Raw genomic sequence first — 15177 nt, 5'->3', positions numbered from 1 at the left:
CATTAGGAAAATCTTAATAATTTCTCATGTAAATCATTGAGAATGAAAACTTTATTCCTGCTATACTTAATCAAATAAGAAGTCAAAAAGGAGTTGAAAAATATGTCTGAAAAAATATTAGTGATAGATGATGAACGAGACATAGCAAACTTGTTAGAAGTCTATCTGCAAAATGAAAACTACATTGTTTACAAATATTACTGTGCTAAGGACGCAATGCCGTGTATTGAAAACGAAGATATTGATCTTGCCATTTTGGATGTTATGCTCCCGGATATGGACGGCTTTTCTCTGTGCCAGCTTATTCGTGAAAAATATACTTATCCCATTATTATGCTGACAGCTAAAATTGAGGAAACGGATAAGATTACAGGGCTGACATTAGGAGCAGATGATTATGTGACAAAACCGTTTCGGCCTTTGGAAGTAGTTGCCAGAGTGAAAGCACAACTGCGACGTTACAAAAAATACTCTCCTGCCACAAGTGTAGAAAAAATACAGCCGGAACTTTCATACAATAAATTACGATTGAACACACAGACTCATGAATGTCTATTGGATGGTGAAAATGTGTCACTGACTCCGACCGAATTTTCAATTCTTAATGTTTTGTTGAAAAATACCGGAGCGGTTGTAAGCATTGAAGATTTATTTCATGCAGTATGGAAAGATGAATATTATTCCAAAAACAGTAGCACTATCACAGTACATATCCGGCATTTGCGTGAAAAGTTAAAAGATACTTCTGACACTCCAAAATACATTAAAACAATTTGGGGAGTCGGCTATAAAATTTGAAAGGAGAACACATGAAAGGAAAGCAAAAATTATTTGTGCCAGTTCTTTTTTTGATTTATCTGGCACTTTTGGTTTGGATAATATTATTCAAGTTGCAATTCAATATCAATGATTTAGACACGGTAAGAAGCATAAATCTCCTCCCGTTTTATTACGACAAGGAAATTGGAACAGCATTTCACCTAAAAGAAGTGCTTGAAAATCTTTTGATTTTTGTTCCGATGGGTATATATCTGCAAATGCTTCTGCCTAAATGTCGGTTTCATGGTAAACTGATTATCATTGCTGTAACAAGCCTGCTGTTGGAAGTGGCTCAATATGTTTTAGCAATCGGACGGTCTGACATCACCGATCTGATTACAAATTTCATGGGTGGCCTTTTAGGACTTGCTCTATATGGTATGATGGCTCGATTGCTTAAAAACAGAGAAACAGCAGATAAACTATTTTTCATTCTAGCCGTTATTGTAAGTGTCGTTGTTGTTGGATTTTTGGCACTTATTTTGTTTTTGAATTGATAGGAGGTGCGCCATGTTGAATAAAAAAACGACTACGGAAAAGCGGCTTAGTGTGCGCTTGTACCTGTCATTGGTTCTATATACTGTGGTGGGATTTGGACTGGTTATCCTGCTGGATTATATTTTTTCAAAGTTCAATAACAGTATCTTATCGTGGTTCTATTTGCGTATTGATGCGATTCTCATTATCTACTTGATAATAGGTTTTGTTTGCATTTTTAATTATTTCTGGAAAAAGCCGTGGGGATATTTGGACGAGGTAATTTCCGCAACACAAACTGTTTACGAACAGAATGATCATGCGGTGGCTTTATCAGACCCACTTAAAGAGTTGGAAAACCAGCTAAACCAAATCAAAATGTCTATTCTATTAAGTAAACAGGCGGCAAAACAAGCCGAGAATAAAAAGAATGAAATCATCATGTATTTGGCCCATGACATACGAACCCCATTGACAACGGTAATCGGTTATTTGAGTTTGCTCCATGAGGCTCCGGATATGCCTGAAGAGCAAAAGGAAAAGTATATCAAGGTGGCACTTGATAAGGCTGATCGTCTTGAAAAACTTATCAATGAACTGTTTGAGATCACAAAATACAACGCACATACGGTTGTACTGAGAAAGGAAAACGTAGATTTACATTGTCTAATTGCACAGGTAATTGATGAAATATACCCAACGCTGTCCGCCAACGGCAATACGGCGGTTTTCAAAGCGGATGATGATTTGTCTGTAACAGGCGATCCTGAAAAGTTGGCAAGAGTATTCAGCAACCTTTTGAGAAATGCGGCTGCATATAGCTACCCCAAAACAGAAATCAGCATATCAGCAAAGAGATCTGACCGTAATATTCAAATCATTTTTGAAAATCATGGAAAGACCATTGCACCGGAGCAGCTTAACAGCATATTTGAAAAATTCAGCCGTTTGGATGAAGCCCGGCTTTCTGATACAGGCGGTGCAGGATTGGGGCTTTCGATTGCCGAAGAAATCATACATCTGCATGGCGGTACAATTACTGCTTCCAGTAAAAACGAAACTATTTCCTTTGTGATTGTGTTGCCTATTTCAGCTTAGGAAAATTAGAACATAATCTTAGGAATTGCTTAGGAATTTTCCTGCACAATCTTTGAGATTGTTCTGCCCTTGTTCAGTACAATGGTTACTGAACAAGGACAGATTTTTGTTTAAGCGAAAGGAGCAAATTTATGGAACTGAAAATTGAACACATAAGCAAGCAGTTTAAAGATAAGATGGCTGTTGATGATGTTAGCCTTACATTGACAACCGGTGTATGGGGGTTGTTGGGGGCAAACGGAGCTGGTAAGACTACCCTTATGCGGATGATTGCGGATATTATGGAACCGAGCAACGGGAGCATTTCTTTTGACGGAGAAGATATTCGCAAGATGGGTGCGGATTACCGCAATATCTTTGGCTTTTTGCCACAGGATTTTGGCTATTCCCGCGATTTCACGGTTAAGGATTATCTGGAATATGTCGCTGCATTAAAGGATGTGCCACCCAGAGAAACCACAAAGAAAATCAACCATCTACTGGATATTCTCACCCTTTCCGATGTGAAAGGGAAAAAGATTGCCAAACTATCTGGCGGTATGAAACGTCGTGTAGGAATTGCACAGGCTATGCTGAATGACCCTAAAATCCTTGTTATGGATGAGCCAACGGCAGGACTTGATCCCGGAGAAAGGGTGCGGTTTAGAAACTTCATTTCAGAATTTTCACATAACCGTATTGTCCTGATTTCCACCCATATTGTTTCTGATATTGAATATATCGCAACTCGTAATGCAATTATGAAAGCTGGAAAAATTATTGATGTGGGAACGACAAACGAGTTGGTAAAACAGATTGAGGGTAAAGTATGGAGCTGTGTGGTTCCTGCTCATAAGATGATGGACTATGAAATGCGTCTGCGGATTATCAATCAGCGTGGCGAGGACAATAATCAAATATCTATCCGTTATCTTGCAGATCATTCTGAGGTAGCGGGTTCCATTCCTGCGGAACCGCGTTTGGAAGATTTGTATTTATGGCTGTTTCCACAAGAAGATGTCGAAAGGGAGGGAAAATAATATGCGTTTATTTTGTTTAGAAGTAAAGCGTGTCCTGAAATCACGACGCACACTTATCTTGCTTGCTGTGGCTCTGGTTATGTCCGCTGCTATGGCATATCTGCCGATTGCTTTTGAGTCTATCAATCGTCCAAATCCAGACGGAACAAAAACAGAACTTGATGGTATGGAAGCAATCGAATATAAGCGTGATCTATACGCAGCTATAAATGGCGAAGTTACTCCTGAAAAAGTAAGCGAGGCATTGAAAACTTATCAGGATTTAATAAATGAATATGGTCCTCTGGAGAGTGATACATTCCCGGTTTCTGTCAGCATTAAACAGATTGTACCTATTCGCCCATTACTCAAAGCGTTACCGGAACTGTATGCTGATCCGCTGACTGGAATTGGAGCTGACCTTATGGATATTGATCCAGAAGATGTCGCACAAAACTATTATCAGCGTTGCGTTACCCATTTATCAGATGTTATGAAAAATGAGCAGCGAAACCATCCAAAAGCGCAGCAACAGAGCATAGACAAGTATGCCGAGGTTGATACGCCATTCCAGCTTTATGCGGGGCTTTCCAGAGATGCTTTTGATTACATTGAACTTTATATCATGGTTCTGGCGATTTTGTGTGTTGCCATTACTGCTCCTGCTTTTTCTGGTGAGTATCAGAGCGGAGCCGATAGCATCTTGCGCTGTACAAAGCATGGTCGGTTGAAACTAGCAGTTAGCAGAATACTGGCATCTTGTGCGATTTCAGTCGTGACATTTGCTATTGGGATTACTCTGCACCTACTAATCTCAAACTTAGCATTTGGTACAAATTGTTTGGAAACATCTATGCAAATGCTGTTTTCCATTATCAACCTGCCTAACATCAATTTGGGACAACTGCAAATTTATCTTGCTTTGGCGGGGGTGTTGTCTATTGTGAGTTGCATTTGCTGCACACTTTTCCTATCCGCCAAATGTAAAGATGCACTGTCGGTGTTGCTGCTCTCTATTGTTGTAATCCTTGTCCCGTTTTTTGCTTACACAGCATTAGGTGTAAATTGGATCTCTGCCATTCTCCCCTCTGCTGGAATTGGGATGCAGAACAATTTCCTGTATCAGCTTATCAATTTTAACTATTTGCATATTGGTGGAATGAGTTTTTGGACACCGCATATAATTTTAATTTCCGCAGCGATTGAGGTTCCAATTTTCTTGTTTCTTGCAGTTCGTTCCTATTGTAAACATCAAGTGGCATAAGGAGGACTAAAATGATTGGAATATATTTTAGCGGTACTGGAAATACGGAATATTGTATAAAGAAATTTGTATCAGTATATGCTCCTGGTTCCCCTATCATTTCGATAGAAGATAATTCGATTTTAGCGGCTATAAACCAGCATCAAGAAATTATTTTGGCATATCCGATTTATTATAGTAATCTCCCCAAAATTGTCCGAGATTTTATTGTGAAAAACCATACCGCATGGTATGGGAAAAGGATTTTTTTTATTGCGACTATGGGACTATTTAGTGGGGATGGGGCTGGACTTGCTTCCAGACTGATGAAAAAATATGGGGCTCATATCATCGGAGGGCTTCACATTAAAATGCCGGATTGTATTTGTGATGTTAAGACACTAAAAAGGTCAATATCCCAAAATCGAGAGCTTATAAAAGATGCCACCAATAAGTTAATAAAAGCGGCACATCAATTAAAAGAGAACCGCCCTCCACAGGAAGGAATAAATGTGTTTTACCATATTGCAGGGTTATTAGGACAAAGACTATGGTTTTACAACAAAACACGCTCATACACAGATCAATTACATATTGATCCTAACGCTTGTATCTGTTGTGGAAAGTGTGCAGAGCTTTGTCCGATGAAAAACATTTCTATAATTGATAATAGCGTTCAGGCTCATGATCAATGTACCATGTGCTATCGATGTATTAACCAGTGTCCTCAAAGGGCAATTACACTTATTGGAAAAGAAGTGATAGAGCAGCATCGCATAGAAGATTTTCTGTAAACTTTACGATAAGAATATAGCCACCCAGCGGAAATAAAAAAAACCGTTGTTTCGGTGGCTGGATATTCGTGCGCCAAAACAAAATACAGTAGCCTTACGGCGGTTTTGAAATAACAAATTTCAGACCGCCGTTTTCTTTTGAAAAATAAGAATACGGAGGGTGTATTAAAGTCACCCTTTTTTAAGGACACGGCGGTATCTTGGAGGTATCGCCGTGTCCATTTTTGCCTTTTTTCACAGTACCCATGACCTACATCAGTTAAAAAAAGCATAGCCCCGCCTCCGGGTTATTCCGGCTATGTATGCGAAATTTGTTGGAACCTTAACTTTCATGTCATTTCATGCGTCCGTGTGGCTTCATGCCGCCCGGGCGCTTTTGCGTTCTTATGGGGCTGCTTCGGGTCATGTTGGCCCGAAGTCATTCCCCGGTGCCGCTCCCCGCCGCCTTCGTTTCGGTCACTCGTCAACCAACAACCGAAACGGAGGTCAATATGGCTATTATCAATTTGCGGGACTATTACCCATTCTATACATCGGATTGCTTCATGGAAGTATCGGAAGAAGTTGCAGAAATGTTCAAAGAGTTTGATCGTAAAGAGGCTGCCTACCGGCTGCGTACATACCGCCACAAAGCCTACTATTCCCTTGATCGGGATGACGGGCTGGAGCATGAAGCTGTCTTTGTTGCCTTATCTCCCCATGAACTGTATGAGCGGAAAGTGACCATGCAGGAGCTTCACGCAGCGATTTCCAGTCTGCCGGACAAACAGGCAAAACGGATTTATGCCCATTTCATTCTTGGCATGACCAAACAGGATATTGCACGAGCAGAGGGCGTCCATGAAAAAGTGGTTCGTGTCGCAATCGAGCGAGGTCTGCGGCGCTTAGAAAAAATTTTGAAAAATTCTTTGTAAGGCGTACCGATTTGGGTCGGAAAATGAAATGGCTTATGAGAGGCAAAACACTTCGGGTCACAATGGCCCGAGGTTCAGACAAGCCTCATGCAGATTGAAAATTGAATAAAAAGACACCCGGATACGAAGGGGAACGCGCTGTGTGACAGACCCGCCATGACCTCGGATTTCAGAGAATACAGTCTTTGTAAAACTGAGCGAGCGAACAGGTTCATGCCATAGGTGGGGCAAGGCTGGCTCCACCGGAACAGGCGCAGAACCCGGATACTTGCGTTTAGTCACAGTCCGAGCGTTGAAGCGGCCTTGCAAGCCGTGAGCCGTCGCAGGCAATGAGAACGCCTTGCCATCAGAATGGGGAGAGTTGAAATACTATGGGGCATGAAGCCTATGTCCGTCCAGTGTGTCTGAAATGAAGTGAAAACCTATGGGGAGCCCCCGGCAATGCTGTCTGATGATAGGCCAACCGATCCGGCGTGGCTCCCCATCTTTTCAAAAAAGGAGCACTTTATGGGAAATGCGTTTGGAATGATCCCCGGCTTGGAACCGGACGAATGGAGCAATGACGCCTGCCGTGGTTATGTCATTATGGCAATGGAGAACTGCGGATTTTCAAAGAAGGATATACGGTGTGTTGTGGGGCAACTTTATGAAGTATTCGACCTCAACAGCGTGGAGGGTGCCAAAGAAAAGTACCTTTCCAGTCCTTACTGACCTCGGGCCACATTGACCCGAAGTGGAGAAAGCTCAAAGGGCGGCACCTGCTGGGTGCCGTCTTTTGACATTTCCCCACGGGACAAGTGGGAAAGGCTGGCATATACACGCACTTTCGCAAAGGAGGTTTTCAATGACACAAGCTGTCACTTATGAACGAGAAACAAAGTCTGTCGCATTTCAAGGGAAGATCATTGTGCTGGAAAGCCTCACGCCGGTACTTCCCCCGAAGGAGAAAGAACAGCGCAAAAAAGAAATTGAGCGTTGTCTTTACGAGGTGTTCAGCAAATATGGAGACAGGTTTCCCTAATCATTCGCAACATTGTTGTCCGGGGCTGCTGATGGTATAATATAGTTGTAAGGTTGGTAGCTCCATTCCAACAAGGAAAGGAGCCCAATATGGAATTTATCAGAGAAGATTGTATTTACGCAAGACAGTCAGTAGACCGCAAGGACAGTATCAGCATTGAAAGTCAGATAGATTTTTGCAAGTATGAATTGAAAGGTGGGAGCTGCCGGGTATTCAAGGACAAAGGCTATTCCGGTAAGAACACGGACAGGCCGGAGTTTCAAAAGCTGCTGGGCGAGATCCGCAAGGGAAAGGTTCGGCGGGTCATCGTGTACAAGCTGGACCGTATAAGCCGCTCTATTCTGGACTTTGCAACGATGATGGAGCTGTTTCAAGAGTACGATGTGGAGTTTGTATCCTCCACGGAAAAGTTTGATACTTCGACCCCGATGGGCCGGGCCATGCTGAATATCTGCATTGTATTCGCCCAGCTTGAACGTGAGACAATTCAGAAGCGTGTCACAGACGCCTACTATTCACGGTGCCTGAAAGGCTTTCACATGAGCGGACAGGCACCATACGGTTATCAGTTAGAGCCTACTGTGGTAGAGGGTATCCGCACAAAGAAAATGGTTGCCGACCCCGTAGCAGCCGACCATGTTCGGCTGATGTTTGAAATGTACGCTGAACCGGAAACCTCCTTCGGAGATATTACCCGATACTTCGAGGAACATGACATAAAAATTTATGGCAAATCCATGTTCCGTACATTTCTTTCCCAGCTTTTAAGAAACCCCGTTTACGCACAGGCCGATTTGGAGCTGTACGAATTTTTCAAGAGCCAGGGCGCAGCGATTGTCAATGACGCTTCCGACTTTGCCGGAACAAACGGTTGCTATCTCTATCAGGGGCGGGATGTGAAGGAGGACAAGGACAGGTGCTTAAAAGACCAGATACTTGTTATCGCTCCCCACGAAGCACTCATTTCCTCTGACACATGGCTTAAATGCCGGAAAAAACTTATGGCAAATACCACCTTCCAGCAGGGACGGAAACCGAAAAATACTTGGCTGGCCGGAAAAATCAAATGCGGGCATTGTGGGTATGCTCTGAAAGCCACCCATGTACCAAACAGCACCGGATATTTCCGCTGTACCAAACGGACGGAAAACAAAGGCTGTCCGGGCTGCGGGAAAATCCGCAAAGAAGAATTTGAGCAATTCATTTTCTCGGCCATGCAGGAGAAGTTCAAAGACTTTCAGATACTCCACGGCAGAGAGGAAAAAGTCAATCCGAAACTGACCGCCTATCAAGTGGAACTGGCACAGGTGGAGGCAGAAATTGAAAAGCTGCTGGATACGCTGACCGGAGCCAATGCGACCTTGCTTGCCTACGCTAACAAAAAAATTGAAGAACTGGACACCCAACGCCAGACCATTTCAAAGGCAATCGCTGAATTGAGCGTTGAAACCATATCTCCCCAGCAGATAAAGAAGTTATCCTATTATCTCGACAACTGGGACAGCATAGATTTTGACGACAAAAGAAAAGCCGCCGATGGTTTGATCTCTACGATCAAGGCCACCAGCGACCGTGTTCAGATAGAGTGGAAAATCTGACATTTCCGCTCTATCGCCCCTCATTTCTATTTTATCTTGTTTGTACCCCTTGTACACCGATGTTTGCATCAGTTTTGTAAAAATTAATAAATCTAAAAAGCATCTGAATACTCATTCCCTTTGAGCCTTCCTCAATTCGTGCATAATGACATAAACTCATATCCATTTCCTCAGCCGCCTTCATCTGTGTCATTTTTCTTTTTTCACGTAAATCTCTTATACTATTTCCAATCACATATGGTTCAAATTTAGTTCTGCTCACTTCTGCCACCTCCATCAATTAACATCCATACTCCTCTGCATGTGATATTTTTCTCTTACTCATAATAAATTATCTCCTTTACGATTTCGTATTGGAGAGCTCCGGCGCCTTCACTCTCGTGACGTGCTCTCTCAAGCACATGTTTATTGTATATTGTCATGGATGAATTACCGACCGTGTTTACGCGACAATTTTGTCGTGTTAACACGACATTTGCATCTGCTTCTAATATACTTAAATATTTTTTACAGATAGGACTTCCGTTCGAAGCCAAAAAAAGAATCCATGCCTTTCCCGCATGAATTCATTTTATCGTTCCTTACGCATCCTTATATTCTATTTTTAATGGTGTATGTGTCTCAAATATCTTTGCAAAATCAATTTCCGGATTAAACATTGTATAATGGTGTTCTTTAAACTGTAATACATAATTTGGCTGTCTCATAGATTCTGCCATATGGTATAATCCTCCCCTTTTTACTTTATCATAAAATATCTGTCATATATAAAGTCTGCTATAATTAATACAATTATTTGTCGTATAATTTATCAACCTCGGCTTCATACACCGATTCAGTCTGAGTATCAAACAGCACCCATTCCACCAAATCGAAGCTGTCCGGATTATCTTGTAAGAACCTGTTTACTGTATGTACTGCAATCTTTGCTGCCAACTCAACCGGAAAACCATATGCTCCCGTTGATATGGAAGGAAATGCAATAGACCTTATTCCATTATCCATTGCCAACTTCATAGAATTAAAATAGCAGTTAGCAAGAAGTTCCTCTTCTCTATTTCTTCCACCATTCCATATCGGTCCGACAGTATGTATAACATCATCACATGGCAGATTATATGCCTTAGTGATTTTAGCCTCTCCCGTATCACATCCATGAAGTGTCCTGCACTCCACCAGAAGTTCCGGTCCTGCGGCTCTGTGAATAGCACCATCTACTCCGCCTCCTCCAAGAAGAGAGCTGTTTGCTGCATTCACGATTGCCTGCACATCTGTTATTTTCGTAATATCACCTTTTATCGTCTTGATCAAGTACATTTTCTTCTCCTTTATCTTCAACAATTAATGCTAAATAATATGCAAATGGAATCAATATTTTCTGCTGTACAGAACTCTCATCATACACAATTATCTTCTTTTGAATAGCATTTAAATCTGTGAAATACGCTAAATACAGACTGAACAATTCCCAATATGTTTGATCCCAAATCAAAGCCTTTTCTTCACTCGCTTTTATAATACGTGGAAAAAGCATAATTTGTAGAAATCATTTTTATAGTTAATCCATAATTATTACAAACAGATTCTATCACCCTATCTATATGATCTGCTGTATATTCAGAAACATTATCACGTACAATACTATTTTCATATATAAAATCATCAATTGTCATTCATATCACTTTTTTCTAAACTCATCAATTATAAGGTCATCACAACTAATTGAATCATTTTTTATTTGTGCTTTTTATTTCCGCTACCAGTTCTTCATACTTACGTTCGTCAATAATATATTTCCGTTTAATCAGTATATAAGCAGCTCCTATAGAAATTACCGGAACAGCTACAATTCCAAGACGCAATATAAATCTTTGTCCGGCATCTGCTGTCTGAATAAATTTATCTGCCTGTACAATTACATTTTCCGAAGTAAGTTCTCCTGTACCAGCTTTTATTTCTAATCCGGATATTTTCTGACTGATTGCATAAATATTGCTTATAATCAGTATTAACGCAACAACCGCCTGATCAACTGCACTTGCCAGCTTTGTTGCAAAAGATCTTACTGCTGAGATAATACTGTCATGTCGTTCATGAAACCGGACTTCATCATACTCTATGGTATTATTTAACATGACAATCATCGTCATATTGAATGCCCCCTGCGAAAAGAAGATCAGGAAACCGATGATATTCAGTAAAACAACACTCTTTGGTAAAATGTATCCTACACTCATAAAAAGCATATACCCAATGACCGTAATGATGGTAGCTGCAGTTATAATCTGATTTCGTGTGAATTTTGAGGAAAGCCACGCAAAAGATGCCTCTGATATCAGCGTTCCTAATCCATACATAATTGTAAACCAAAATACAAGACTGCCACCTACAGAATATCCAAATTCAAAATAAAAGAAATTCATTCCAATCATAATCAGAAGACCATTTCCGATTTGGAATAATAAACATGCAATTCCAATCACTATCAACTGATCATTTCTCAGGAATATATGAAACATATCTTTTAATGACAGTGTTCTCTTCTTTTCCGGTCGTTTTCTCTCTTTTACTCCAAACACTGTAAGTAGCTGGAAACCAATAAAACAAAAAGCAATCACAATCGCAGCCGTCCGATATGCCATAATCGCATTTCCAGCTACCATATCAGGGAGCAGACCTGCAACAGAAAACTGTCCGATACAAATAAAAATTCCCTGTACGGTTACCAGCCAGTTCCGTTCTCCCGGATCTGATGTAAGACTCGGCAGCATTCCCCAATAGGCAATATCATTCATTGTGTAAGTCATTCCCCATAAAAGATATCCCACTCCAAAAAATGCAACAAATCCCCATCCTTCCGGCCTTACTGTAAACAAGCAGATAATTATCAGGCTGTTCAAAATTACTCCTATAAAAATCCAAGGTTTAAATTTTCCGGCTTTCAAATGCGAATTTTCAATAATAATTCCCATCATTGGATCATTAATGGCATCCCACAGCAGACACACTACCATAATTGCTGATATTACTGCATATTGGGCAACTGTCAGTTTCATCGTATATTGAATATATGTAAGAAGAAACATAGAGATAAGTGCATACGCCATATCTCTTCCGGTTGCTCCTATACAATAGCTCCATTTTGTGCGTTTATCCAATTTATTGTTTTCCATATACGACTTCCCCCTCTCTCTATTTCTTCAGCAGTCTTTTAAAAGCCTGTAGATATTTTTTATTTGCATTGTAAACTAACATATCGATTAACTTCGGAGTTGCAATTCCACCACTGGTTGCAATCAGTCCTTCCAGATTTCCTTCTTCGACTCCCATTTTTACCATTTTAAAGGCCGGGTCCCGCTCTGATTTTCCCCGAAGTATAATCTTAAGTCCGATATGTACGACTCCACGAACAATTTTTCCAAACATTGAGACATTTACCACATCCTGATAGGAATCGTAAACCGTATACTCTCCACGCTTTTTTTCTTTGTCATGTTTCGGTTCACCGCCTAATAGCTGATAAAATTGTTCTGCACTGATTTCCATTCCATGTGGCTGCTCTCTAAAATAATCCGGAAACAGTTCTCTTTCATTTCTAAAATAACTATTTCCTACTACTTCCATATTCGCCTTTAATTGCAAATCATGTACCGATGCTCCGATACAGATCTGATATTTGCCGCTTAACATGGAAAAGGCTTTTTTCTCTACATCATAGACGGAAAAACTTCTTTCATCCAGCTCTAGTATAACTTCTTTTTCTTCACCCGGATGCAGATATATTTTTTGAAATCCCTTTAGTTCTATATGGCTTCTGATAACATCTGATTCAATCGGGCAGATATATAACTGTGCTATTTCTGCTCCACTCACTTTTCCGATATTTTTAATTTTAAAACGAATTTGTATCTTTCCACCACTATATACTTCCGGTACATTCAATTCCGAATAGGAAAAAGAAGTATAGGAAAGTCCATAACCAAACGGATATTTTACCGGAACATGGAATGTCTCATAGTAACGATAACCTACAAAAATGCTTTCCCTGTATTCTACATCATCATTCGGAGGTGCAAAATATCTCCATGCCGGAGTATCTTTTTCTGAAAATGGAATTGTCTCTGCCAATTTACCGGATGGATTCACCTCTCCACTGATTAAGTCAGCAACAGATTCCCCTACAGCCTGTCCTCCGAGGTACATGTGAAGAATTGCTCCTACATTCTTTTCAAAACTAAAATCCATAGGCGCACCACCGAAACTAATTGCTGCAATATGATCTTTTCCGACAGTTTCTGCAATTTCAGCCAACAGCTCTTCCTGATTTTGAGGGATTTTAAGATTTTTCCTGTCGTATCCTTCTCCTTCATAAGATTCTGTAAGACCGATAAAATATAGAATCACACAATCCTTTTTTCTATATTCCTGTTTCAGTTTTTCTATCGTATCCTGTAGTTGCTTTTCTCCTAATTCCTCCGTTTCATTCTGATATCCCTGTATATAAGTTACCTGATATCCTTTTTCACGTATTGCTTCAATTGCATTTGTCATCTTCGTCGGCTGGATATGACTGCTCCCACCTCCCTGAAACCGCATCTGCCTGGCAAGCTCTCCAATAATGATTACCTTCTTCTCTTTTCCAATTGGCAAAACACTATTATTTTTCAAAAGTACTGCACTTTCATTTTCCAGTTTACGTGCCACCTGATTCTGTTCTTCCATATCTACCTCATAATTTTCTTCTATATTTTTATGAAGTGATACAAAATTCTGCAGAACATTCTTAGTCCAGTTATCCAGTTCCTGAGCCGTAATCCGGCCATCCTTATACGCTTCTTTTAACACATCTGTGTGGAAGCCTTTCGGATCTGGCATTTCCAGTGTCAGACCATTTTTCATACAGCTTACAATATCATTTGCTGCTCCCCAATCCGACACCACACCACCTTGATATTTCCATTCTTTTCTCAGAACATCTGTCAGTAAGTATTTATTTCTTGCTCCAAATTCGCCATTAATCCTGTTGTATGAAGCCATTACAGAAGTCGGTTTTGCTTTTTTCACAACTTCTTCAAAAGCCGACAGATATATTTCCCTAAGAGTTCTTTCATCAATCTGGCTATTGGATGTCATTCGTCTTGTTTCCTGTGAATTAACAGCATAATGCTTTAAACTCGTACCTATTCCAAGGCTCTGTACACCTTCGATATATCCCGTTGCCAGCTTTCCTGTCAAATACGGATCTTCACTGAAATATTCAAAATTTCTTCCGCATAAAGGAGAACGCTTGATATTGATTCCGCAGCCTAGCACAATGGATATCTGCTCTTTTTTTGCTTCTTTCGCAATCGCTTCACCCATCTTTTTAACAATAGCAGGATTCCAACTGCAGGCTATTGCACTTGCAGTTGGAAAACAGGTTGCTGGCTTACTGGTTTCAATATCCCCAACCTTTTCCTGCTCCAGTTTTCGAATCCCATGTGGTCCGTCTGTCATCATAATAGAGGGGATTTTCCCATTACAGTCATAAGTATGCCAGTCACCAACACCGCCTAAAAGCCGGATTTTTTCATCTATTGTTAACTGTTCACATATTTTATCAATGTTCATCGCTTTTCCTCTCTTTTAATCTCTTAATTGCATTTTATCTATTTCCGGCATATAATTATATTGATTTATCGTGTTTTATGTCAATTTATCGTGTTTTTGACAGGAGGAATTACCTATGTATAAAATGAAGTCAGACATCAATTTTTCACTCACACATGAAATGTTGGAAAATGCAGAAAATGAACGGATACATACATCTTATGCACAGGAAAAAGCAATTCTCGAATGTGTTTCAAACGGAGATATTCACGCATTGGAGAATACCTATTATTCTCTCCCAACAACTGTTTACGGAAAGATGACCTCTTCCAATTCCAAATTAAAATTACTTTTTTATGCAAGTATTGCTAATACAACTTTAGTTACCAGATATGCCATCGAAGGAGGACTTAATGAGGAAACTGCTTTTTCCTTAAGTGATGTATATATACGAAAAATGGAACAATGTACCGATGTTGACGCTTTAATGAAATTAAATGAACAGATGGCTATTGAATTTACGCTTCGTGTTGCTGAAGCAAAAAAGACGGGAGTATCCCAAAGTTTGTGTAAACCTCCAAACTGATGTAAGATAAAATTACTCAGTTTGGAGGTTATTTTTATGG

The 15177-nt window shown here is 40.3% G+C and carries 18 protein-coding genes; 11 read left to right on the top strand and 7 right to left on the bottom strand.

Annotated elements, in window-relative coordinates:
• Positions 1 to 102: 102 nt before the first annotated feature.
• The 8 genes from vanR to LKD41_RS14025 all read left to right on the top strand — a co-directional run bounded on the left by vanR (position 103) and on the right by LKD41_RS14025 (position 7054).
• On the top strand, positions 103 to 798 hold the full coding sequence (gene vanR, locus LKD41_RS14060) for a VanR-ABDEGLN family response regulator transcription factor (RefSeq protein ID WP_227701514.1): 696 nt from the start codon (positions 103 to 105) through the stop codon (positions 796 to 798).
• A gap of 11 nt (positions 799 to 809) precedes the next feature.
• Positions 810 to 1316 carry a VanZ family protein gene (locus LKD41_RS14055; protein WP_227701513.1) on the top strand — a complete coding sequence of 169 codons (507 nt, stop codon included), beginning with the start codon at positions 810 to 812 and terminating at the stop codon, positions 1314 to 1316.
• 13 nt (positions 1317 to 1329) lie between these two features.
• On the top strand, positions 1330 to 2394 hold the full coding sequence (locus LKD41_RS14050) for a sensor histidine kinase (RefSeq protein WP_227701512.1): 1065 nt from the start codon (positions 1330 to 1332) through the stop codon (positions 2392 to 2394).
• A 131-nt stretch (positions 2395 to 2525) separates the two neighbouring features.
• Positions 2526 to 3413 (top strand): ABC transporter ATP-binding protein, encoded by an 888-nt coding sequence (locus LKD41_RS14045; RefSeq protein WP_227701511.1) that lies wholly within the window; start codon positions 2526 to 2528, stop codon positions 3411 to 3413.
• A gap of 1 nt (position 3414) precedes the next feature.
• Positions 3415 to 4656 (top strand): ABC transporter permease, encoded by a 1242-nt coding sequence (locus tag LKD41_RS14040; protein WP_227701510.1) that lies wholly within the window; start codon positions 3415 to 3417, stop codon positions 4654 to 4656.
• A gap of 11 nt (positions 4657 to 4667) precedes the next feature.
• Positions 4668 to 5429 (top strand): EFR1 family ferrodoxin, encoded by a 762-nt coding sequence (locus tag LKD41_RS14035; protein WP_227701509.1) that lies wholly within the window; start codon positions 4668 to 4670, stop codon positions 5427 to 5429.
• A gap of 491 nt (positions 5430 to 5920) precedes the next feature.
• Positions 5921 to 6343: an RNA polymerase sigma factor gene (locus LKD41_RS14030; protein WP_004064265.1), complete on the top strand. Its 423-nt coding sequence runs from the start codon at positions 5921 to 5923 to the stop codon at positions 6341 to 6343.
• Between the two features lie 507 nt (positions 6344 to 6850).
• Entirely contained in the window at positions 6851 to 7054 is a 204-nt protein-coding gene (locus tag LKD41_RS14025) for a hypothetical protein (protein ID WP_227701508.1), read from the top strand.
• Here the strand turns inward: LKD41_RS14025 and LKD41_RS14020 are convergent.
• Positions 7048 to 7194, bottom strand: a complete 147-nt coding sequence (locus tag LKD41_RS14020; protein WP_227701507.1) for a hypothetical protein — start codon at positions 7192 to 7194, stop codon at positions 7048 to 7050. The genes LKD41_RS14025 and LKD41_RS14020 overlap by 7 nt on opposite strands.
• Here LKD41_RS14020 and LKD41_RS14015 point away from each other — a divergent pair.
• Together LKD41_RS14015 and LKD41_RS14010 are read left to right on the top strand one after the other, a co-directional pair.
• Entirely contained in the window at positions 7188 to 7364 is a 177-nt protein-coding gene (locus LKD41_RS14015) for a hypothetical protein (protein WP_015553872.1), read from the top strand. The genes LKD41_RS14020 and LKD41_RS14015 overlap by 7 nt on opposite strands.
• Before the next feature lie 89 nt (positions 7365 to 7453).
• Positions 7454 to 8962, top strand: coding sequence for a recombinase family protein (locus LKD41_RS14010; RefSeq protein WP_227701506.1), 1509 nt, complete (start codon positions 7454 to 7456; stop codon positions 8960 to 8962).
• A 31-nt stretch (positions 8963 to 8993) separates the two neighbouring features.
• Here LKD41_RS14010 and LKD41_RS14005 read toward each other — a convergent pair whose 3' ends face one another.
• From LKD41_RS14005 to LKD41_RS13980, 6 genes are all read right to left on the bottom strand, one after another.
• Positions 8994 to 9224, bottom strand: a complete 231-nt coding sequence (locus LKD41_RS14005) for a helix-turn-helix domain-containing protein (protein ID WP_227701505.1) — start codon at positions 9222 to 9224, stop codon at positions 8994 to 8996.
• Between the two features lie 319 nt (positions 9225 to 9543).
• The gene (locus LKD41_RS14000) at positions 9544 to 9681 is read right to left on the bottom strand and encodes a hypothetical protein (RefSeq protein WP_173844102.1); all 138 of its coding nucleotides are present in this window, start codon (positions 9679 to 9681) and stop codon (positions 9544 to 9546) included.
• A 73-nt stretch (positions 9682 to 9754) separates the two neighbouring features.
• Entirely contained in the window at positions 9755 to 10279 is a 525-nt protein-coding gene (locus tag LKD41_RS13995; RefSeq protein ID WP_117698975.1) for an O-acetyl-ADP-ribose deacetylase, read from the bottom strand.
• A complete protein-coding gene (locus LKD41_RS13990) occupies positions 10251 to 10496 on the bottom strand; it encodes a hypothetical protein (RefSeq protein ID WP_117698974.1) in 246 nt (81 codons plus the stop codon). The genes LKD41_RS13995 and LKD41_RS13990 overlap by 29 nt, the downstream gene beginning before the upstream one ends.
• A 193-nt stretch (positions 10497 to 10689) precedes the next feature.
• Complete coding sequence (locus tag LKD41_RS13985) at positions 10690 to 12135, bottom strand: MFS transporter (protein ID WP_015516623.1); 1446 nt, start codon at positions 12133 to 12135, stop codon at positions 10690 to 10692.
• 19 nt (positions 12136 to 12154) lie between these two features.
• Positions 12155 to 14572 carry a glycoside hydrolase family 3 C-terminal domain-containing protein gene (locus tag LKD41_RS13980; protein ID WP_227701504.1) on the bottom strand — a complete coding sequence of 806 codons (2418 nt, stop codon included), beginning with the start codon at positions 14570 to 14572 and terminating at the stop codon, positions 12155 to 12157.
• A gap of 115 nt (positions 14573 to 14687) precedes the next feature.
• On the opposite strand from LKD41_RS13980, the gene LKD41_RS13975 reads away from it, so the two are divergent.
• A complete protein-coding gene (locus LKD41_RS13975) occupies positions 14688 to 15137 on the top strand; it encodes a hypothetical protein (protein WP_227701503.1) in 450 nt (149 codons plus the stop codon).
• The last annotated feature ends 40 nt before the right edge of the window (positions 15138 to 15177 follow it).

The organism is Roseburia sp. CLA-AA-H209, from assembly GCF_020687575.1.
Classification (GTDB): domain Bacteria; phylum Bacillota; class Clostridia; order Lachnospirales; family Lachnospiraceae; genus Roseburia_C; species Roseburia_C amylophila.
This window is presented reverse-complemented; position numbering and strand designations above follow the sequence as displayed.